This is a genomic window from Denitratimonas tolerans (assembly GCF_037203605.1).
GTDB classification, from domain to species: domain Bacteria; phylum Pseudomonadota; class Gammaproteobacteria; order Xanthomonadales; family Xanthomonadaceae; genus Denitratimonas; species Denitratimonas tolerans.
The window spans coordinates 52,865-72,473 of record NZ_JBBDHC010000016.1 but is presented as its reverse complement, the minus strand read 5'-3'; the positions used below and the strand labels follow the sequence as shown (position 1 = coordinate 72,473).

At 70.4% G+C, this 19,609-nt stretch carries 15 protein-coding genes; 7 read left to right on the top strand and 8 right to left on the bottom strand.

The window, feature by feature from the left end; all coding sequences use genetic code 11:
- Nucleotides 1–12 precede the first annotated feature (12 nt).
- The 4 genes from mreC to rodA are packed head-to-tail and all read left to right on the top strand — an operon-like array spanning nucleotide 13 to nucleotide 4,383.
- Nucleotides 13–936 (top strand): rod shape-determining protein MreC, encoded by a 924-nt coding sequence (gene mreC / locus WB794_RS11085; RefSeq protein WP_337335916.1) that lies wholly within the window; start codon nucleotides 13–15, stop codon nucleotides 934–936.
- A complete protein-coding gene (gene mreD, locus WB794_RS11080) occupies nucleotides 933–1,427 on the top strand; it encodes a rod shape-determining protein MreD (protein WP_337335915.1) in 495 nt (164 codons plus the stop codon). Before mreC ends, mreD begins: the two co-directional genes overlap by 4 nt.
- On the top strand, nucleotides 1,427–3,286 hold the full coding sequence (mrdA, locus tag WB794_RS11075; protein ID WP_337335914.1) for a penicillin-binding protein 2: 1,860 nt from the start codon (nucleotides 1,427–1,429) through the stop codon (nucleotides 3,284–3,286). The genes mreD and mrdA overlap by 1 nt, the downstream gene beginning before the upstream one ends.
- Nucleotides 3,283–4,383 carry a rod shape-determining protein RodA gene (gene rodA / locus WB794_RS11070; protein ID WP_337335913.1) on the top strand — a complete coding sequence of 367 codons (1,101 nt, stop codon included), beginning with the start codon at nucleotides 3,283–3,285 and terminating at the stop codon, nucleotides 4,381–4,383. Before mrdA ends, rodA begins: the two co-directional genes overlap by 4 nt.
- A 12-nt stretch (nucleotides 4,384–4,395) precedes the next feature.
- Here rodA and dusB read toward each other — a convergent pair whose 3' ends face one another.
- Genes dusB through WB794_RS11055 form a run of 3 tightly spaced genes read right to left on the bottom strand, consistent with a single transcriptional unit; the run spans nucleotide 4,396 to nucleotide 7,688 of the window.
- Nucleotides 4,396–5,394, bottom strand: coding sequence for a tRNA dihydrouridine synthase DusB (gene dusB, locus WB794_RS11065; RefSeq protein WP_337335912.1), 999 nt, complete (start codon nucleotides 5,392–5,394; stop codon nucleotides 4,396–4,398).
- A 40-nt stretch (nucleotides 5,395–5,434) separates the two neighbouring features.
- A complete protein-coding gene (locus tag WB794_RS11060) occupies nucleotides 5,435–6,418 on the bottom strand; it encodes a ribokinase (RefSeq protein WP_337335911.1) in 984 nt (327 codons plus the stop codon).
- Nucleotides 6,411–7,688, bottom strand: coding sequence for a nucleoside permease (locus tag WB794_RS11055; RefSeq protein WP_337335910.1), 1,278 nt, complete (start codon nucleotides 7,686–7,688; stop codon nucleotides 6,411–6,413). The genes WB794_RS11060 and WB794_RS11055 overlap by 8 nt, the downstream gene beginning before the upstream one ends.
- 197 nt (nucleotides 7,689–7,885) lie before the next feature.
- On the opposite strand from WB794_RS11055, the gene WB794_RS11050 reads away from it, so the two are divergent.
- Entirely contained in the window at nucleotides 7,886–8,863 is a 978-nt protein-coding gene (locus WB794_RS11050; RefSeq protein ID WP_337335909.1) for an aldo/keto reductase, read from the top strand.
- 68 nt (nucleotides 8,864–8,931) lie between these two features.
- The gene (hemP, locus tag WB794_RS13575) at nucleotides 8,932–9,129 is read left to right on the top strand and encodes a hemin uptake protein HemP (protein WP_479686625.1); all 198 of its coding nucleotides are present in this window, start codon (nucleotides 8,932–8,934) and stop codon (nucleotides 9,127–9,129) included.
- A gap of 39 nt (nucleotides 9,130–9,168) precedes the next feature.
- Here the strand turns inward: hemP and WB794_RS11040 are convergent, their stop codons facing one another.
- The 5 genes from WB794_RS11040 to waaA all read right to left on the bottom strand — a co-directional run bounded on the left by WB794_RS11040 (nucleotide 9,169) and on the right by waaA (nucleotide 18,632).
- Nucleotides 9,169–10,737 (bottom strand): tetratricopeptide repeat-containing sulfotransferase family protein, encoded by a 1,569-nt coding sequence (locus WB794_RS11040; protein WP_337335908.1) that lies wholly within the window; start codon nucleotides 10,735–10,737, stop codon nucleotides 9,169–9,171.
- Complete coding sequence (locus WB794_RS11035; protein WP_337335907.1) at nucleotides 10,734–12,314, bottom strand: tetratricopeptide repeat-containing sulfotransferase family protein; 1,581 nt, start codon at nucleotides 12,312–12,314, stop codon at nucleotides 10,734–10,736. Before WB794_RS11035 ends, WB794_RS11040 begins: the two co-directional genes overlap by 4 nt.
- A 189-nt stretch (nucleotides 12,315–12,503) precedes the next feature.
- On the bottom strand, nucleotides 12,504–15,524 hold the full coding sequence (locus WB794_RS11030) for a TonB-dependent receptor (RefSeq protein WP_337335906.1): 3,021 nt from the start codon (nucleotides 15,522–15,524) through the stop codon (nucleotides 12,504–12,506).
- A gap of 161 nt (nucleotides 15,525–15,685) precedes the next feature.
- Nucleotides 15,686–17,179 carry a S8 family serine peptidase gene (locus tag WB794_RS11025; protein ID WP_337335905.1) on the bottom strand — a complete coding sequence of 498 codons (1,494 nt, stop codon included), beginning with the start codon at nucleotides 17,177–17,179 and terminating at the stop codon, nucleotides 15,686–15,688.
- A gap of 100 nt (nucleotides 17,180–17,279) precedes the next feature.
- A complete protein-coding gene (gene waaA / locus WB794_RS11020; protein ID WP_337335904.1) occupies nucleotides 17,280–18,632 on the bottom strand; it encodes a lipid IV(A) 3-deoxy-D-manno-octulosonic acid transferase in 1,353 nt (450 codons plus the stop codon).
- Between the two features lie 26 nt (nucleotides 18,633–18,658).
- On the opposite strand from waaA, the gene lpxL reads away from it, so the two are divergent.
- A complete protein-coding gene (gene lpxL, locus WB794_RS11015) occupies nucleotides 18,659–19,597 on the top strand; it encodes an LpxL/LpxP family Kdo(2)-lipid IV(A) lauroyl/palmitoleoyl acyltransferase (protein ID WP_337335903.1) in 939 nt (312 codons plus the stop codon).
- Nucleotides 19,598–19,609 lie beyond the last annotated feature (12 nt).

Sequence of the window (19,609 nt, the reverse complement as noted above, 5' to 3'; positions counted from 1 at the left end):
GAGCGGTTCGACGTGGCCCAGTCCGGCAGCAGCAGCGGCAACCTGTTCGTCGAGGGCGGCGCGGGAACGCTCAAGCTGCTGGCCTATCTGGCGCTGGCGGTGGTGTTGATGGTCGCCGACCATCGCGGCGGCTATCTGGACACGGTGCGCACGTCCGCCGGCCTCCTCACCGGCCCGCTCTATCGCCTCGCCGGAGCGCCCGCGCAGCTCGCGCACACGCTGTCCGATCACTTCACCACCCAGCGCACGCTGCTGGCCGAAAACGACGTGCTGCGCGAACAGCTGCTCCTGGCCAACGCCCGCATGGATCGCCTGGCGGGCGTGCAGGTGGAGAACCAGCGCCTGCGCGAACTCCTCGGCGGCACGCGCGGGCTGCAGCTCAACGTGCAGCTCGCCGGGCTGATCGACATCGACCTCGATCCGTTCCGGCACCGCCTGGTGATCGATGCCGGCAGCCGCCGCGGCGTGGCCGAAGGGCTGGCCGTGATCGACGGCGAAGGCCTGGTCGGGCAGGTGCTGAGCGTGACGCCGATGAACGCCACCGTGATCCTGGTCTCCGATCCGAGCCACGCGGTGCCGGTGCAGGTGGTTCGCACCGGGCTTCGCGCCATCGCCTACGGCACCGGCCGCACCGACCGGCTTGAAGTGCCAAGCATCCCCCTGAGCGCGGATCTGCGGGTGGGCGACGTGCTGGAAACCTCGGGCATGGGCGGGCGCTTCCCGGCCGGTTTCAAGGTCGGCACGATCGAGCAGCTGCATCCCGATGACACCCGCCTGTTCGCGGTGGCCGAGGCGCGCCCGGCCGCGCGCCTGGATCGCGGTGGCGAAGTGCTGCTGGTCTGGAGCGCGCCGGAAAGCAGCGCCGATCCGGTCGGCCCGCCGGCACCCGCCGGGCGGATGCGCGAACCGGCCGCTTCCGGGGAGAACCGCCCGTGAGCCGGCAGCGCGGCGGCACCGGCGTGCTGTGGGCCTCGTTCCTGGTGGCCTTCGCCCTGGCGCTGTGGCCGCTGCCCGAGTACCTCGCCGCGTTCCGCCCCAACTGGCTGGCGCTGGTGCTGTGCTACTGGGTGCTCGAAGCGCCGCAGCGCGTCGGGCTGGGCACCGCCTTCGTGCTCGGGCTGGCGGCCGACCTGATGTTCGGCAGCCTGATCGGCGAACAGGCGCTGCGCCTGTGCGTGATCGCCTTCATCCTGCTGCGCTTCCGCGCCCAGCTTCGCTACTTCACCCTGCTGCAGCAGGCGGCAGCGGTACTGGCCCTGCTGCTCAACGACCGCGTCGTGGTGCTGATGATCCGCGCGCTCGCGGGCGAAGGCTGGCCGCCGGCCTCGTTCTGGATCGCGCCTGCGGTCGGGGCGGTGCTGTGGCCGTGGATCTTCCTGCTGCTCGATGACGTGCGGCTGCGCCTGCGCGCGCGCGAGGGCTCCTGATGCGCACGCCCGGGCGGCCGATGCGCAATCCGCTGGCCGAGGCCGCCGTCCAGCGCCGCCGTGCCCTGGTCGCGTTCCTGGCCGTGTTCGCGCTGCTGGCGGTGCTGGCGGGGCGCTTCGCCTGGCTGCAGGTATTCAGCTACGAGGAGTTCCACACCCGCTCGGAGGCCAACCGCATCAAGGCCCGGCCGATCGTGCCGGCGCGCGGCCTGATCTACGACCGCGCCGGCCGCATCCTGGCCGACAACGTGCCGGCCTACCGCCTCGACGTGGTGCGCGAGGACGCCGGCGATCTGGACGAGATGGTCGCGCGCCTGCGCGAGGTGATCGACCTGGATGAGGATGACGCGCGCGCCTTCATCGCCGCCGCGCGCGCGCGCCGCAGCTTCCAGCCGGTGACGGTGAAGCTGCGGCTCTCGGATATCGAGGTGGCGCGCTTTGCGGTCAACCGCCACCGCTTCCCCGGCGTCGAGGTGGTGCCCTACCTCAACCGCCACTATCCCCACGGCGAGCTGTTCGCCCATGTGGTCGGCTACGTCGGACGCATCGACACCGCCGACCTCGCGCGCGTCGACCCGGCGCGCTACAGCGGTGCCACCCACATCGGCAAGACCGGCATCGAGCGCTATTACGAATCGCGGCTGCATGGCCAGGTCGGCATCGAACAGGTCGAAATCAACGCCGAGGGCCGCGCCCTGCGCGTGGTCGGGCGCGAACCGGCGCACGCCGGCCAGGATTTGTATTTGAGCATCGACGCGGAGCTGCAGCAGGCCGTGGTCGACGCTTTCGAGGGCCAGCCCGGTGCCGCGGTCGTGCTCGATCCGCGCAATGGCGAAGTGCTGGCCCTGGCCAGCCTGCCGAGCTATGACCCCAATCCCTTCGTCAGCGGCATCGGGCAGGCGGCCTATGCGGCCCTGCTCGATTCGCCCTCGCGGCCGCTGTTCAACCGCGTGCTGCAAGGCGGCTACGAACCCGGCTCCACGCTCAAGCCCTTCGTCGCGCTGGCCGGGCTCGAATACGGCCTGCGCACGCCGCGCGACACCACCCTGTCCACTGGTGCCTTCCGCCTGCCCGGCCAGGAGCGCGAGTACCGCGACTGGCGGCGCGGCGGTCACGGTGCGGTCAACCTCAACGAAGCGATGGCGCAGTCGGTCAACACCTATTTCTTCCAGCTCGCGGTGGACATGGGGATCGAGCGGCTGGGGGCGTATCTGGGCCAGTTCGGATTCGGCGAGGCGACCGGCATCGACCTGCTGGGCGAAGCCTCGGGCGTACTTCCCTCTCCGCAGTGGAAACGCGCCAACCGCAGCCTGCCCTGGTATCCCGGTGAAACCGTCATCGCCGGCATCGGCCAGGGCTTCTGGGTGGTGACGCCGCTGCAGCTGGCGCAGGCGACCCAGATGCTCGCCAACGGCGGGATCAGGTATCCGCCGCACCTGCTGCGTGCCACCCAGGCGCGTTTCGATGCGCCGCCCGTGCCCGAAGGCTGGCCCGCGCCCGGACCTTCGATGGTGAAGAATCCCGCCAACCTGCAGGCGGTCACGCAGGCCATGGTGCAGGTGCTGCACGGCCCCACCGGAACCGCGCGCGCCACCCTGGCCCAGTTCGAGCTGGACTACACCGTCGCCGGCAAGACCGGCACCGCGCAGCGGGTGAGCCGACGCGGCGAGCAGGCGCTCGACGTCAACCAGCTGCCCGTTGCCCAGCGCCACAACGCGCTGTTCATCGCGTTCGCTCCGGTCGAGGCACCGCGGGTCGCGGTGATGGTGGTTGTCGAGCACGGCGGCTCGGGTTCCGCCGTGGCCACGCCGGTGGCGCTGCGCATCGTCGATGCCTGGCTGCGCAGGAACCCGGCGTGAGCTTGATTCCGCACCGCTGGCGGCATCTGGTCGGCCTGCCGCGCGTGGATCCCTGGCTGTTCGGCGCGCTCCTGGCGCTGGTGCTGATCGGCCTGGCCGTGCTGCACAGCGCATCCTCCGGCAACATGACCGTGGTGCGCTCGCAGGCGGTCCGCGACGGAGCCGGCCTGCTGGCCCTGCTCGCCCTGGCGCGCGTTCCGCCGGCCCGCCTTCGCCTCTGGGCCCCGTGGATCTACGCGGTCACCCTGCTGCTCCTGCTGCTGGTGCCGGTCTTCGGCACCGGCCGCAGCGGCCGGCACTGGCTGTACCTGGGTGCCTTCTACATCCAGCCGGCCGAGCTGATGAAACTGTCCGTGCCGCTGATGACCGCCGCGTTCCTCGGCGAACGGGTGCTGCCGCCGCGCTGGGGCGCGCTTGCGGTCTGCGCCTTGATCATCGGCGCGCCAACCGCCCTGATCGCGCTGCAGCCGGACCTGGGCACGGCCATGCTGGTCGCTGCCAGCGGCGTCTTCGTGGTGTTCTTCGCCGGCATGGCGTGGTGGCGCATCGGCCTGATCGCCGCGCTGGGCATCCTCGCCGCGCCGCTGGGCTGGAACTTTCTGCACGACTACCAGAAGCGCCGCCTCCTGACCTTCATGAACCCGGAGGCCGATCCGCTCGGCGATGGCTGGAACATCATCCAGTCCAAGATCGCGGTGGGCTCGGGCGGGCTCTGGGGCAAGGGCTGGGGCGAGGGCACCCAGTCGCGGCTGGAGTTCCTGCCCGAGCACACCACCGACTTCATCTTCGCCGTGCTGGCCGAGGATTTCGGGTTCATCGGGGTGTGCCTGGTGCTGGCGCTCTACCTCATCATCATCGGCCGCAGCCTGTGGATCGCGGCCGAGGCGCGCGACGGCTTCGGGCGCATGCTCGGCGGCTCGCTCGCGCTGACCCTGTTCGTGTACGTGCTCGCCAACGGCGGCATGATCTCCGGGCTGCTGCCGGTGGTGGGCGTGCCGATGCCGCTGATCAGCTACGGCGGCACCTCGGCGGTGACGCTCCTGGCCAGCTTCGGCATCGTAATGTCGCTGGCCGCGCATCGGAAGTATCGCGGCTGACGCGCCGCATGCTCACGCCGCCAGCGCCCGCGCCGGATCGAGACCTTCGGCCAGCGCGCCGAACCAGTCGGCGGTGAGGCGGCGCTGCGCCTTCGCGCAGTTCGCCTGATTGACCGCGCGGCGAAAGTCGGCGGCGTCGGGCTGGTCCTTGGCGTACCAGCCCAGGTGCTTGCGCGCGATGCGCACGCCGTGCTCTTCGCCATAGAACGCATGCAGCGCGTCGAGGTGCCCGAGCAGGATCGCGCGCACCTCCGTCGGCGACGGTGGCGCAAGGAGTTCGCCGCGGCGCAGGTAATGGGCGATCTCGCGGAATATCCAGGGCCGGCCCTGCGCCGCGCGGCCGATCAGGAGGCCATCGGCACCGGTGTGCTTCAGCACCGCAGCGGCCTTTTGCGGCGAGTCGATGTCGCCGTTGGCCAGCACCGGGATCGAAACCGCCGCCTTGATCCGCGCGATGGTGTCGTACTCGGCCCGGCCCTGGTACTGCTCGGCGCGGGTGCGCCCGTGCACCGCCAGCGCGGCGATGCCGGCCTCCTGCGCGATGCGCGCGATCGCCGCGCCGTTGCGGTTTTCCGGATTCCAGCCGGTGCGGATCTTGAGCGTCACCGGCACCTCGACCGCGCCCACCACGGCATCGAGGATGCGCGCCACCAGCGCCTCGTCCTGCATCAGCGCCGAGCCGGCCCAGACGTTGCACACCTTCTTGGCCGGGCAGCCCATGTTGATGTCGATGATCTGCGCGCCGTGATCGACGTTGAAACGCGCCGCCTCGGCCAGCGCCACCGGGTCCGCGCCGGCGATCTGCACGCTGACTGGCGCGGGTTCGCCGTCGTGATCCATGCGCCAGCGGCTTTTGCGCGTGGCCCACAGGCGCGGATCGGAGGTGGTCATTTCCGACACCGCCAGGTCCGCTCCCAACCGCTTGCACAGCAGGCGAAAGGGCTTGTCGGTGACGCCGGCCATCGGAGCCAGCACCAGCGGCGTGTGAAAGGAATACGGGCCGATCTGCATGGGCGGATTATCCCATCGACGCCGGTTCGGCGCGCAGCGCTCAGCCAAAGCGCTCGCGCAGCGCCTCGCGCGTGGGCATGGCATCTGCCGCGCCGGGCGATTCGGTCGCCAGCCCCGCCACCCGGGTGGCATGGGTGATGGCGGTGGCGAAGGGTGCCTCGCCGCGCTGCGCCAGCGCGGCGGCGAGGCTGCCGCTGAAGGCATCGCCCGCGCCGGTGGTGTCGCGCGGCTGCACGCGCGCGGCCGGTACGCGGTAGGCGGCGCGGGCATCGCCCCAGCGCGCCGGGTCGGCGTGCGAGACGAAGGCACCTGCCGCGCCGAGGGTGATCACCACGGTGGGCACGCCCAGCCGCCGCGCCAGCGCGTGCAGGGCGTCGTCGGCCATGACACCCAGTGCACCGGCGTCCATCGCCACGCCGGCGCAGCGCGCCAGCAGGTGCGTGAACTCGGTTTCGTTGGGGGTGAGCACATCCACCAGCGGCAGCAGGCTACCGTCCTCGTCGGCCAGCGGCGGCGCGGGATTGTGGACGGTGATGCGCCCGGCCTCGCGCGCGAGCGCGAGCGCGCGGCCCGTGGCGTCGGGCGCGACCTCGTGCTGGGTCAGCACCACGCGCGCTGCGTCGATGGCGGCACGCTGCGCCTCGACGTGCGCGGGCGACAGCGCGAGGTTGGCCCCGGATCCGACCACGATCAGGTTCTGGCCGGCGGCATCGAGCACGATGGCGGCGTTGCCGCTGGGCTGGTCCTCGCACCACTGCCAGCGCGCGTCGATGCCTTCGGCGTGGGCCAGCGCCGCCGCGCCCTGCCCGATCGCGTCGCGCCCCAGCGCGCCAATGAAGATCACCTTCGCACCCTGACGCGCCGCGGCCACCGCCTGGTTGAAGCCCTTGCCGCCGGGGCCGGTGGAAAACCTGCCGAGACGGGTTTCACCCGGCACCGGAAAGTGGTCGGTGCGCCAGACGAAGTCCTGGTTGTAGGAGCCGACCACGGCGACGTCGCAGGCCACGGCGCGGCTCTCAGGCATGCGCCGCGCCGATCCGGGCGGCGTCAGCCGGCGTGTGCCTGTGCCGGAACAGGATCGCGAACAGTACCGTGACCACCGCCGCGTAGCCGGCGAAGCTGAGCCAGATGCCGCGCCATTCGAAACAGATCTGGCTGCCCGGGTCGCAGCCCGGAATGGTGAAGAAGGTGTCGATGGCCCAGCCGGCGATCAGGTTGCCCAGCACCGCGCCGATGCCGTTGGTCATCAGCATGAACAGGCCCTGGGCGCTGGCGCGGATCTGCGGGTCGGCCTCGCTTTCCACGAACAGCGAGCCGGAGACGTTGAAGAAGTCGAAGGCCAGCCCGTAGATGATGTTGGACAGGAGGATCATCCACAGCAGCGGGCCCGGATCGGCGTAGGCGAACAGGCCGAAGCGCAGCACCCAGGCCACCATGCTCATCAGCATCACGGTCTTGATGCCGTAGCGGGTAAGGAAGAAGGGAATGGCCAGGATCAGCAGGGTCTCGGAAATCTGCGAGATCGACATGGTGATCGCCGGGTAGCGGATCGCGAGCGCATCCTTGAACTCGGGCAGCTTGGCGAAATCGTGCAGGAAGGTGTCGCCGTAGGCGTTGGTGAGCTGCAGCGCGCCGCCCAGGAACATGGCGAAGATGAAGAACACCGCCATCTTGTAGTCCTTCATCAGCGCGAAGGAGCGCAGCCCGAGCGAGTCGATCAGCGAGGTGTGGGCGGTGTAGCGCGGCGGGCAGGGCGGCAGCGTGAAGGCGTACAGCCCCAGCAGCACCGCGGCGACGCCGGCGATCTGGAACTGCCCGGCGGTCACCTCGAAGCCCGAGAGGCTCACCATCCACATCGCCGCGATGAAGCCCACCGTGCCCCAGACCCGGATCGGCGGGTAAGCCTTCACGATATTGTGGCCGTCCTGCTTGAGCGCGTTGTAGGCCACCGTGATCGCCAGCGCGATGGTCGGCATGTAGAAGCACATGTTGACCAGCATCACCCAGAAGAACGCCTTGGGCGTGTCGACCAGCGGCAGGGTGAAGAGCATCACGGCACCGAGCAGGTGCAGGATGCCGTAGAGCCGCTCGGCGCGGATCCACTTGTCCGCCACGATGCCCATCAGCGGGGGCATGAACAGCGAGGCGATGCCCATGGTCGAGAAGATGATGCCGAACTCGCCTGCCGACCACTGCCGGCTCTGGAACCAGTACGCCCCGATGGTGATCAGCCACGCTCCCCATACGAAGAACTGCAGGAAGATCATCACCACCAGGCGAAGTTTCAGGCTCATCGATGTTTCCCCGTGCGAAGTTGCGGCAATCGTGCCGGTGCGCGCGAGGCGCAACGGACGGAGCCTAGGGCAAGCGCGCGCACCGGCGCAACCGGCGTCCGGGCGCGCGCGCCGCAGTCGCCGGACGGCGCGCTGGCAAGCACGGTCCGGCACCGTACACTGTTCGCCGCAGCGATCACTGCCAGGGAGGATTCGCCATGGATTACCGCCGTCTCGGGCACAGCGGGCTGAAGGTTTCCGCACTCGCGCTGGGTTCCTGGATCACCTTCGGCGGTGCGCTGGATCGCGGCGGCGCGCGTCGCCTGGTGGCGCACGCCTACGATGCCGGCATCAGCCTGTTCGACAGCGCCGAGAACTACGCCGGCGGCCTGGCCGAAGAATGGCTGGGCGACGTGATCGCCGACCTGCGCCTGCCGCGCGACGCGATCTGCCTGAGCAGCAAGGCCTTCTTCGGCGCGGCCCCCGATCCGCGTCCGACCCAGCGCGGTCTTTCGCGCAAGCATCTGCGCGATGCCTGCGACGCGGCGCTCGCACGCCTTCGTACCGATTACCTCGACCTCTTCTTCTGCCACCGGCCCGATCCGGAGACGCCGGTGGAGGAAACGGTCGCGGCGATGGACCTGCTGGTGCGCACCGGCAAGGTGCTCTACTGGGGCACCTCCGAATGGCCCGCCGAACTGATCCGGTCCGCGCTGCGCTGCGCGCGGACGAACGGGCTGACCCCGCCCACGGCCGAACAGGCGCAGTACAACCTGCTGCACCGCAAGCGGGTGGAGTTCGAATACGCGCCGCTGTACGACGATCCCGGCCTCGGCCTGACCACCTGGTCGCCGCTGGCCTCGGGCCTGTTGAGCGGCAAGTATGCGCAGGGCCGGATTCCCGAGGGTTCGCGCCGGGCGCGCCGCGACCACGGCTGGCACGACGGCGTCCTGCCGGGCGCCTCCGAGGCCGCGCGCGATGCGGCGGTGGCGCGGCTTGCGGACCTGGCGGACGCGCTGGACGCCACGCCGGCCGCGCTGGCCATCGCCTGGTGCCTGCGCAATCCCAAGGTCTCCAGCGTCATCCTGGGCTGCTCGTCGACCGCGCAGCTGGACGCCAACCTGGCGGCCCTGGCGCTCGCGCAACGGCTGGATCCGGGCACGCTCGCGCGGCTGGATGCGCTTGCCGACGATTGACATGCGAATGGGAATGACTAGCATTTGAACAACGCCCATCCCGGCGCATCCCGGTCGAAATCCCTTCCATGCACCAGACCTTCGAGGTCATCGCCTCGCGCGCCGTTGCGGTGCGCCGACCGTCCACCGGCGCACCGCCGTCCGACCACCCGGTCATCGACAGCCGCGATCTCCTGCGCGGGCAGCGCGAGATCCTCATCCGCCACGGCGACCGCGAATACCGCCTGCGCCACACCCGCAACGACAAACTGATCCTGACGCTCTGAGCGCGCGACCGTTCCCCCGGCTGCCGCGGGGCGCGGCGGTCAGGCCGCGCCCGCGCCGCGCGCCAGAGCCTCCGCCAGCGGCCGCAGATGCGCCGCATACGGCAGCCACTTGGGCGTGTCGCGCCGCACTACGCCGCTGCGCACCTGCAGCGCGCTCGCGGTCGCCACCGCGCGCGTGCTGCTGCGTGGATCGCTCATGGCATCCTGGTACGCGATCCCGCAGAACGCCGCGACCCGGCGCATCGTTCCAGCGGGATCGGCGGTGAGCTGCGCATAGTCGACATCGAGGATCCGGCCCGGATGGCGCGCGTGCCAGTGCGCCATCAGGCGCTGGTACTGCAGGCAGTAGTCGGCCAGCTCCGCCTGGTCGTAGGAATGGGCGTTGACGTCGGAAAACAGCTCGCGCAGGTTGGAGAAACAGGTCTCCATCGGATCGCGCCGCAGGTGCAGGATCCTCGCCTGCGGCAGGGCCGCGCAGATGAAACCGAGATTGAAGAAGTTGGTCGGCAGCTTGTCGGTGAAGAAGGGACGCGCATCGAGCCGCCAGGCGAGGCCGGCCAGATAGCGCCGCCCGGCGGCGGCGAGGTCGGCCCCGGCGGCGCGTTCGATCAGGGTCGCGTCGATCACGCCGCGGCAGGGATGGTCGGTGGCGTGGCGCATGGCGCAGGTGAAGTCGTACATCTCGCCGATGCCCTGCACCTGCGCGCTGGCGTCGAGTAGCTGCTCCAACAGCGTGGTGCCGGAGCGGTGCATCCCGACGATGAAGATCGGCACGGGACCGTCCGCGGCGGCGGCGCTGGCCAGCGGCGGCATCGCCAGCAGCGCGTCCACCCGCCGTCGGGTGTCCCCGATCGCGTACTTCAGGGTGCCGCGCTTGGCCGCGCAGGCCCGCACCAGCGCCTGCCACGCGCCGTCGATTTCGCCCAGATCATCAAGCTCCTTGTGCAGGGCAAAGGCAAACGACGCCTCCTCCTGCGCCGGCAGGCGCGCCTGCGCAAGCGCCTCACGCAGGCGCGCGACGCGGTTGTCCGCCGGCGTGGCGCGGCGGACGTGCGAGAGGAACCAGTGCGCCTGGCCGATCCGCGGGGCGATCGCGATGCAGCGTTCGAACTCGGCGCGCGCCGCCTCGGCGCGCCCGAGGTAGGTCAGCACCTGCCCGCGCGACAGCAGGGTGGGCGGATAGTCGGGATCGCCGCGGCGCGCCTCGTCCAGATACGCCAGCGCCCGCTCCTGCAGGTTGAGGTAGGAGAGCTGGGCGGCGTAGCCCAGCAGCAGCGGGATCGGAATGCGCGCGGGCGGGCCGGAAGCGCGGATGAGATCGAGCAGCTGCGGCACGTCGTTGGTGGTGCGCAACCGCGCCGCGAGCTGGCGGCGCGTGTCGGCATCCTTCGGGCTCAGGGCGAAGGCCAGCAGCGCGGCGGCGCGCGAGGCACGATAGCGGCCGGCGAGGGCCTCGGCATAGGAGGTCTCGACCAGATGGCGCGCAAGGCGCTCCGGCACCGCGGGGATGCCGTCGAGCACGTGCCGCAGACTCGCCAGATCGCCGCGTTCGACCAGCGGCAGGGCGTGGTCGAGCAGCGCGCGGGTCGGGTCCGTGCCAGCGCTCACGCGCGGCTCTCGCCGGCAGCAAGACCCAGGCGCTCCAGCTCGGCGCGCAGCGGCGCAAGCGGCTGCGCATAGCGCCGCCAGGCACCGATGTGGCGCGTGCTGACGGCTTCGCGCGCCTGGGCGGCGCTGGCGGTGGCGATGGTCCCCTGCGGCGCGGACGGCGCGGCGGCGCGGCGGGGAATCCCGAGCGCGTCGATGGCGCGCTCGATGGTCGCCTCGGGCGCGCGCGCGAAGTCCTCGTAGCCGATGCAGGCCACCCGCGCACCGGCGCGGCTCCGGGCCAGGGCGTGCAGGCGTTCGAAGCGGGCGCAGTGGCGCGCCACCTCGCCCATGTCATAGCTGTAGAAATAGGAGGCGGCGAACCACTCCTTGAGGTTGGAGAAGCACGCGTCCATCGGATCGCGCCGCACCCAGACCACGCGCGCCGCCGGCAGCGCCGCCAGGATCAGGCCGATGGCCAGGTAGTTCTCCGGCCACTTGTCGAGGTAGAGCGCGTGGCCCTGCGCGCGCCAGCGGCTGCGCTCCAGGTAGCGCGCGCCCAGTTCGCGCGCCTGCCCGGCGTCGATGGCCAGCTGCTGCGCATCGAAGTGCGGCGGGCCGGCGCGGCCGGTGACGCGGCGCAGCTGCAGCGCCAGGTCGCGCAGCTCCCCCGCGCTGGCCGCATCGGTGCGCGCGCACAGGTGCTGCTCGATCACCGTGGTGCCGGTGCGCGGCATTCCGACCACGAAGAGCGGCTGCGCGCCGCCATCGTGCAGCGGCTCGTTCGCGCTCGCCTCCGGCAGCTCCAGCGCGCGCGCGGCCGCGTCGAACAGCGCGTCCTGCGCCGACTCGTCGTAGCGGACCTGGGCGCGCCGCCGGCGCATCGCCTGTTCGAGCAGCGGCCAGGCGGCGGCGGTATCGCCGGCGCGGTCCAGCTCATGGAAGAGCGCGTAGCCCAGGAGCGGTGCATCCTGTGCGTCCGGCGGTATGCGATCCAGCGCGGCGCGCAGGCGGTCGATGCGCGCTGCGCGGGTTGGCGCATCGGCCAGCTTGGCCAGCGCCCAGTGCGCCGGCGCGAGATCCGGATTGCCGCGCAGGCTCGCTTCCAGCGCCTCCAGCGCCTCGGCGTGGCGGCCGGCGTACAGGAGGTTGAGGCCGACCAGATACTGCACCATCGGAGCGCGCGACAGGCCCTTCGCCATCGCCCGCTGCAGCAGCGGCAGAGCGGCCTCGGGAAGCATGTGGTCGGACAGCATCTTGCCCACTTCGGCCAGCGCGCTCGTCGGCGCATCGAGCCGCAGCAGGGCCTCGGCGCAGGCCAGCGCCTCGCGCACGCAGCCGGTGCGCAGCAGCAGCTTTGCAACCAGTTCGAGCAGCTCCGGATCGGCCCAGGCCCCGCCGAACGCGCCCAGCGCGTGCGCCTCGCTCGCCTGCGCATCGCCCGCACGCAGCGCCGCAACCGCCAGCCGCAGGTGCGCCCAGGGCGCGTGTTCGCGCACGCCAAGCAGGCTGCGGTAGATGGGGTCGGCGCGCGCATCCTGGCCTGCGGCACTGAAGCGTTCGGCCTCCTGCCAGCGTGCGTCGGCGTCTGCCTGCATCGCGCGGGAATCCTGTGGGTCCGGGACGATGACTCTAGCCCGGATGATTTGCCGGGTCACCCAAAAAACTGCCTGGAGCACGTTTTCGACATCGCGCAGCGATGGCCCGACGGGTTGCCGCCACGGACGGCGGCAACAAAAAAGACGGCCGCGCGAGGCGGCCGTCGAAGGGATTGCGGCACGGGTGGATCAGAAGTCGTACTGCACCATGAAGCGCACCGAGCGCGGTGCCTGGTAACCGGTGGCCGACTGCCACACGTTCGGCTGCCAGTTGCCGGCGGAGTCTTCGCCGAACTCGTTGACCGAGGTCTCGCGCTGGCTGTCGAAGACGTTGAACACGTCCATCTTGAGGGTCAGGCGATCCTCGGCGAAGGCCGGACGCCACTGCACGTTCAGGTCCAGGGTGCGGGTCCACGGCGTACGGCCGGAGGTGCCGCGCGGCTTGAGCTCGCCCTCGCAGTAGAAGTAGCTGTTGCCGTAGCCCGAGTCGGTCGGGTGGAAGCCGAAGCAGTTGATCGGCCGGCCCGACTGCATGATCAGCGCCGCGCCCACCGTCACCGTGTCGGTCACGTCGTAGGCACCGAACAGCTTGAAGCTGTGGCGGCGGTCGTTGGGCAGGTAGCCGTCGGCACCCTCCATCAGCTCGGGGTAGTCGAAGTCCTGGGTGGTGCCGGTGTCGTCCTGGCCGATGTCGGACTTCACGCCGCCCTCGGTGTTGCCGCGGCTCTTGGACCAGGTGTACGAGCCCTGCAGGAAGGCGCGGTCCCAGCTGGTCTCGAAGAACACTTCGACCGCCGTGTAGGTGCGCTTGGCGTCCGGCCCGAGCTGGTCGGCGGTGAGCTTCACCTCTTCCAGGGTACCGTCGCCGTTGATGTCCATCTTGAAGGTGGAATCGCGGCCCGGGTTGTAGAGGTGGCAGAAGGCGAAGCCCGGGTTGTAGACCGCGATGTCGCTGTCCTGGGTCTTGTCTTCCGGCTCGATGAAGATGCCGCCGTCGTCGGTGAAGCCGTTGGCCAGCGCCCACTCGATGATCGGGCGGTAGTCGCACTGGTCGTCGATCGCGGCCTTCAGGTCGCGGCGCACCACGCGGGTGCCCAGCGACAGGTTGTCGGCGAGCTGCTTCTGGAAGCCGAAGATGTACTCGTCCTGGTACATCGGCTTGAGGCCCTGGTCGGCAATGGTCTCGGGATTCTTGCCGACGCCGAACTCGTTGTTGAGGTAGCGGATCGGGCGACCGTTGGCCGGGTTGTCGATGCGCACCAGGCCGATCGGCGCGCCGGTGGCCGGATCGACGCCGGTGTAGGTGAAGAACTCCTCGCTGTAGAGCGACTTGGAGGCACCGCGCACCGCCACGGTGGCAGTCAGCGGCAGGGCGTAGCGGCCGGCGTTGCCGAACACCTTGAGGCTGGAGTCACCCTTCACGTCCCAGGAGAAGCCCAGGCGCGGGGCGAACTGGTTCTTGATCTTGGCGAAGGTCTCGCCGTCGCCGTTCATGTTGTCGAAGGTGTCCCAGCGCAGGCCGAGGTAGGCCATGAAGTTGGGGGTGATGTTCCAGCTGTCTTCGATGTAGAACGCGGTCTGGTCGACCGCCACGGTCGAACCGGACTGGAACACGCGCTTGCGCACCACCTCGTTCTCGCCGGTGTAGCCGGTCGACGCATAGCGGCCGTAGCGCCACACCGCGCCGCCCGAATAGGACTCGCCGGCGACGGACTCGAAGTTGTCGATGTCCACGCCGCCGCGCAGCATGTGGTCGCCGAACAGCCATTCGAGATCGACGCGGAACTGGTCGCGGGTGTCTTCCGCATCGGGACGGCCGAGGAAGTTGGCCAGCGCGCAGCCGGAGATCGACGGCACCTGCCGGTTGACCGCGGAAGGACGCGCGTCGGTGATCACCGGGCAGCCGTTGGCGGGCTGGCCCACCGTGCCCTGATAGGAGTTGCGAGTGCCGTCGGCGGTGACCGAGTAGTTTTCACGCGCCGAGGTGCTGGTGCCGGCCAGCGCCGACAGGGTGATGGCATCGGTGAGGTAGCCGGTGTACTTGGCGATGTAGGTTTCGCCGCCGGCACGGTTGTATTCGGTGCCCTTGAACTGGTCGAACTGCGGGTTGATCGGGCTGACCGGGTCGTCGTACTTGGTCGAGAAATAGTCGGTCTCGTACTTGCGGCGGTCGGAGATGCCGGTGAACTCGAGGATGTTGCTGTCGTTGATGTTCCAGTCGAGCTTCACCAGCCACTTGGGCTGGGTGCTGGTCTGCGAGGTGCTGAAGCCGCGCGAAGACGAAAAAGCCTCGCTGCCGCCCTGGTCGCTGTACTGCAGCAGGCCGTAGGCAAAGAGGCGATCCTGCACCAGCGCGCCGCTGGCCCAGACCGCGCCGGTCAGCGCCGTGCCGGTCGTGTTGTTGCTGCGGTCGGCCGAGAGCGTACCGTCGTTGAGGTAGTAGCTGCGGCGGGTTTCGACCAGGCTTTCGGGCGACCAGAACAGGTTGCCGCCGGCGTGGAACTCGTTGGAACCACGCTTGGACACCTGGTTCACCACGCCGCCGGTGGAGCGGCCGAACTCGGCGCCGTAGCCGCCGGTCTTGGTCTGCTGCTCGGCGATCGCCTCGAACGGGATCGCGGCGAAATCGAGGTTGTTGAAGGTGTTGGTGATGTTGAAACCGTTGAAGAAGTACTGGTTCTCGGCCACCGACGCGCCGCCGAAGGACGCCAGGTTGCCGAACGCCGCATCGCCTTTCACCGTACCCGGTGCCAGCAGCGCCACGGCGGTGGTGTCGCGCGCGACCGGGAGCCGGGCGATCTGCGCGGCGGTCATGATGGTGCTGGATTCGACCGAGGACACGTCGATCGGGTTGATCACGCCGCCGCCGACCACTTCCACCGTGTCGAGGCGCGCGGCCGCGGAGAAGTCCACGTTGGTCGCACCGCCGACGTTGACCACGACGTTGCGCGCATCCGCCCCGTTGCGGCTGACCTGGTACTGGCCGGTCGGGAGCTGGGAGAAGCGGTAGGAACCGCTGGAATCGACCGTGATGGTGCGGCTGAAGCCGGTGGCCGGATTGGTGATGGTGATGGTGTCACCGGCGCTGGCGCGACCGGTCACTGCGCCCGCGACGTTCGTCTGGGCCTGAACGCCGCCGACGAAGCACAGACCCAGCGCGACCGTCAGCGCACTGCGCCTCAGGCCCCTGGTGATAGAGCGAGATGCCATGGTTTGAAACCCCTTGATGATTGGAAAGATGCACCCTTGTGCCGGGCCGCAGAAGGTCTGGCCAGCCGATTCTGATCCTGCAACGATTTCATAACAAGTGCGTCACGCCGCGTTCATGCCCGGACTTGACTTCCGTCAGGAAGCCCGCGCGGGGGCGGGCCTCAGCCCTCGAACCCATCCGAGAACACGTCGGGGGTTGCGGCCTGCACCGCGGCCCAGGCGTCGATGCGGCCCCAGCCGGCCTGGTGGTTGGGCCAGGTGCCCAGGCTCAGGCCGCCGCAGCTGGTTCGGTACGGATCGGTGATGCCGTCGCGCACGGCGGTGGCGCGCAGCAGCGCGGCGACTTCCTGCGGATGGCCCTTGAGCGCCGGGTTGGCGTCCATCATCAGCGCCGCGACTCCGGCGACGTGCGGGGTCGCCATGCTGGTGCCGCTCATGGAGCTGTAGGCGTTGCCGAGGACGGCGGAGCGCACGCCGGAGCCGGGCGCGATCACGTCCGGACGCGCGGCCGCGGCACCGGCCACCGGGCCGCGGCTGGAGAAACCGGTGATGGCATCGGTCGCCGTGGTGGCACCGACCACGAAGCTGGCGTCGTAGGTCGCCGGCGCATCGAGGATCGAGCCGCAGGTCGACCCGTCGTTTCCGGCCGCCGCGACGAAGAAGATTCCCGCCTCCACCAGGGTCTGGACCGCGCCGGCCAGCTCGTTGCCCACGGTGCAGCCCTCCGAGGCCGGGCAGCCCCAGGAGTTGGAAATGATGTCGGGGGCGTAGTCGGGATCGGGATCGTTGCCGGCCGGATCGGTCGGTGCCAGGAACCACTGCATGCACTCGATGTAGGTGGCCGGAGTGCCGTTGCCGGCGGCCATGTTGCGGCAGCCGATCCAGCGCGCGCCGGGTGCCACGCCGATCCGGTTGGCCCCGCCGTCGTCGCCGGCGAAGGTGCCGGCGGTGTGGGTGCCGTGACCGTGGTCATCGCAGGGGGCGGGGGCGTCGTAGCCGCAGTTGTTGGCCGGGGCTCCGGGGTGGATGGCGTCATGCCAGCTGCGGGCATGGCTGGCGCTGCTACCGTTCCAGCCGCGGTACTGCGCCTTGAGCGCAGGGTGGTCCCACTGGTAGCCGGTGTCCTGACCGCCGATTACCACGCCCTGCCCGGTGACGCCGGCGGCCCAGGCCTCGGGCGCGCGGATCTTCGCCACGCCCCATTCCACGCCCGTCGTCGCGGCAGGACGAAGACCAGGCACGCTTGCAGGCGCAAGGCGCAGCGCGATGGAGGGGTTCGCCGCAATCCGGGCAACGCCCTCGCGCGTGGAGAGCGCCGCCAGCTCGACGGGGCCGATCGACGCCTGGATCGCGTTCACCAGCCAGAACCGGCGGTGTGCGACGCCGCGCGACGCCAGCCAGTCACCCAGCGCGGCCTGCTGCAGCGCCGCGCGGTCGCGCAGCGCCTCCACCAGAGCGCGCCGGCGCAGGCGCGGCGCGGCCGTCGGCGACAGCGGTGTCAGCGCCGGTCGGGCCTGGTCGTCAAGCAGGATCAGGACATCCGCCGCGCCGCGCGCGGCAAGCGCCGCCTCGACGGCGTGGTCCACCTCGGCGGCCTGTGCGCCGGGAAAGAACCACCAGAACGCGGCGCACAGCAGGGCCTTGTGAAGTTTCATGGGCAACGGACACCGGAGTCGCGCCAGCCGACGCGGGTCGGGCAGTGTGGCACAAGCCATTCTCGCGCCAGACGCTTTTCCCGATTCCCGATTCCCAGCCTCAATGCATCGTCACGGGCGTCTTGCCGGCCAGGGTACGGTGAACGATTTCCAGGGTGCGGACTGCCGCGCCGCGCTCCGACTCCACCACCGCCATCGCGATCTCGCCCATCTCGCGGCGCAGCTCGGGCTGCCCCAGGAGGCGCTGCAGTGCGCCTGCGAGGCTTTCGGCGTCGGTGATGCGCAGGCAGGCCCCGCGATCGACCAGCAGTTCGGTCACATCGGCAAAGTTGAAGGTGTTTGGCCCCACCATCACCGGCACGCCCAGCGCCGCCGGTTCCAGCACGTTGTGGCCGCCGATGGGATCCAGGCTGCCGGCCACGAAGGCCACGTCGGCCGCGGCGCAGAAGGAAACCAGCTCGCCGAGGGTGTCGATGACGAAGCACTGGGTTTCCGGTCGCGCCAGACCGTCTTCACTGCGGCAGGCGGTGAGGAAACCGTAGCTGCGGCACAGTTGCACCATCGGCCGGAAGCGCTCCGGATGGCGCGGCGCGACCAGCAGCAGGGCGTCGGGAAAGCGCCGCAGCAGGTGCGAGTGCGCCTCGATCACCGGCAGCTCCTCGCCCTCGTGGGTGCTGGCCGCGATCCAGACCGGGCGCTGCTTTCCCCACTGCTCGCGCCACTGCGCCGCCTGCGGAACGAGCGACTCGGGCACCTGCATGTCGTATTTGAGGTTGCCGACCACCCGCACCCGGTCGGGCCGCGCGCCAAGCTCCAGGAAGCGCTGCGCGTCGCGCTGCGACTGGGCGGCGATGAAGGTGGCGCTGCGGATCGCGGCGCGCACCAGCGGCCGCACCGGCCCGTAGCCGTCCAGCGACTTGCGCGACAGCCGCCCGTTGGCGATCACCACCGGCACCCCGCGCCGCTCGCACTGGCGAAACAGGTTCGGCCAGATCTCGGTTTCCATGATCACCGCGATGCGCGGGCGTACCCGGATGAGGAAGCGCCGCACCGCGCCCGGGAGGTCGTAGGGCAGGTAGACGTGGAACACCTCCTCGCCCCAGAGCTGGCGCACCCGGTCCGAGCCGGTCGGCGTGACCGTCGTGACCACCATCAGCTCGTCGGGATAGCGCTGGCGCAGGGCGTCGATCAGCGGCGCGGCGGCGTTGACCTCGCCCACCGAGACCGCGTGCACCCAGATCGAGGAGATGATGGCCGGGTCCGGGAAGAAGCCGAAGCGCTCGAACCAGCGCGAAAAATAGCCGCGCGCGCGCAGCCCCCGGAACACCAGGCGATAGAAAATCACCGGCGTCAGCAGGTACAGCACCACGGTGTAGGAAAGCCGCCGCAGCGCGCTGCCAAACCGTGCGGTTCGCGGGAGATAAGCCATCGGCGAAAGGATAGCCGCTACCATGGGCGCGTGCTGTCCTCACGCCGCGCATGCCCGCCCCAGACCGTCCCCTGCCGCCCGTGCTCCCGCTGCCCTCTCCGCCGCTGGCCCCGCGCCACTGGCCGGTGTGGATCGGCATCGGCGCGCTGTGGCTGGCCGCACAGCTTCCCTGGGGCGTGCAGCGTGCGCTGGGAAGCGCGATTGGGGGGTTCCTGCACCGAACGCTGCGATCGCGCCGGCGCGTGGTCGAAACCAACCTCGCGCTGTGCTTTCCCGAGCGTGACGCGGGCTGGCGTGCGGCGCTGGCGCGCGAAAACTTCCGCGCGCTGGGCATCGGCCTGTTCGAGTTCGCGCGCGCCTGGTGGGGCTCGATCGCGCCGATGCGCCGCGATGCCCGCCTGATCGGCGTCGAGCACCTGCAAAAGGCGCACGCCGGCGGGCGCGGCGTGATCCTGATCTCCGGGCACTTCATGACCCTGGAAATCTGCGGACGCCTGCTGTGCGACGTGGTTCCCGTTGCCGGCATGTATCGTCCGCACGACACCGCCGCGATGGAGTGGGCGGTCAAGCGCGGCCGGCTGCGCTACGCCAGCGCCATGTTCGGGCGCGACGAGCTGCGGCCGGCGCTGCGCCACCTCAAGCAGGGCGGCGTGCTGTGGTTCGCGCCCGACCAGGACACGCTGCGCGGCGACAACGTGTTCGTGCCGTTCTTCGGCGAGCCGGCGCGCAGCCTCACCTCCACCCACCAGCTCGCGCGCCTGTCCGGTGCCGCCGTGCTGGCCTTCTTCCACCGGCGCGAGGCCGACGGCAGCTACCGGTTGGAGGTCAAGCCGCCGTTCGAGGATTTTCCCGGCACCGACGCCGCCGCCGACACCGCGCGGGTGATGGCCGCGATCGAGGCGATGGCGCGCGAGGCACCGGCGCAGTACCTGTGGCTGCACAAGCGCTTCAAGCGCCGTCCCGAGGGCGCGGCACCGGTCTACGACTGAGGCGCGCCGGTG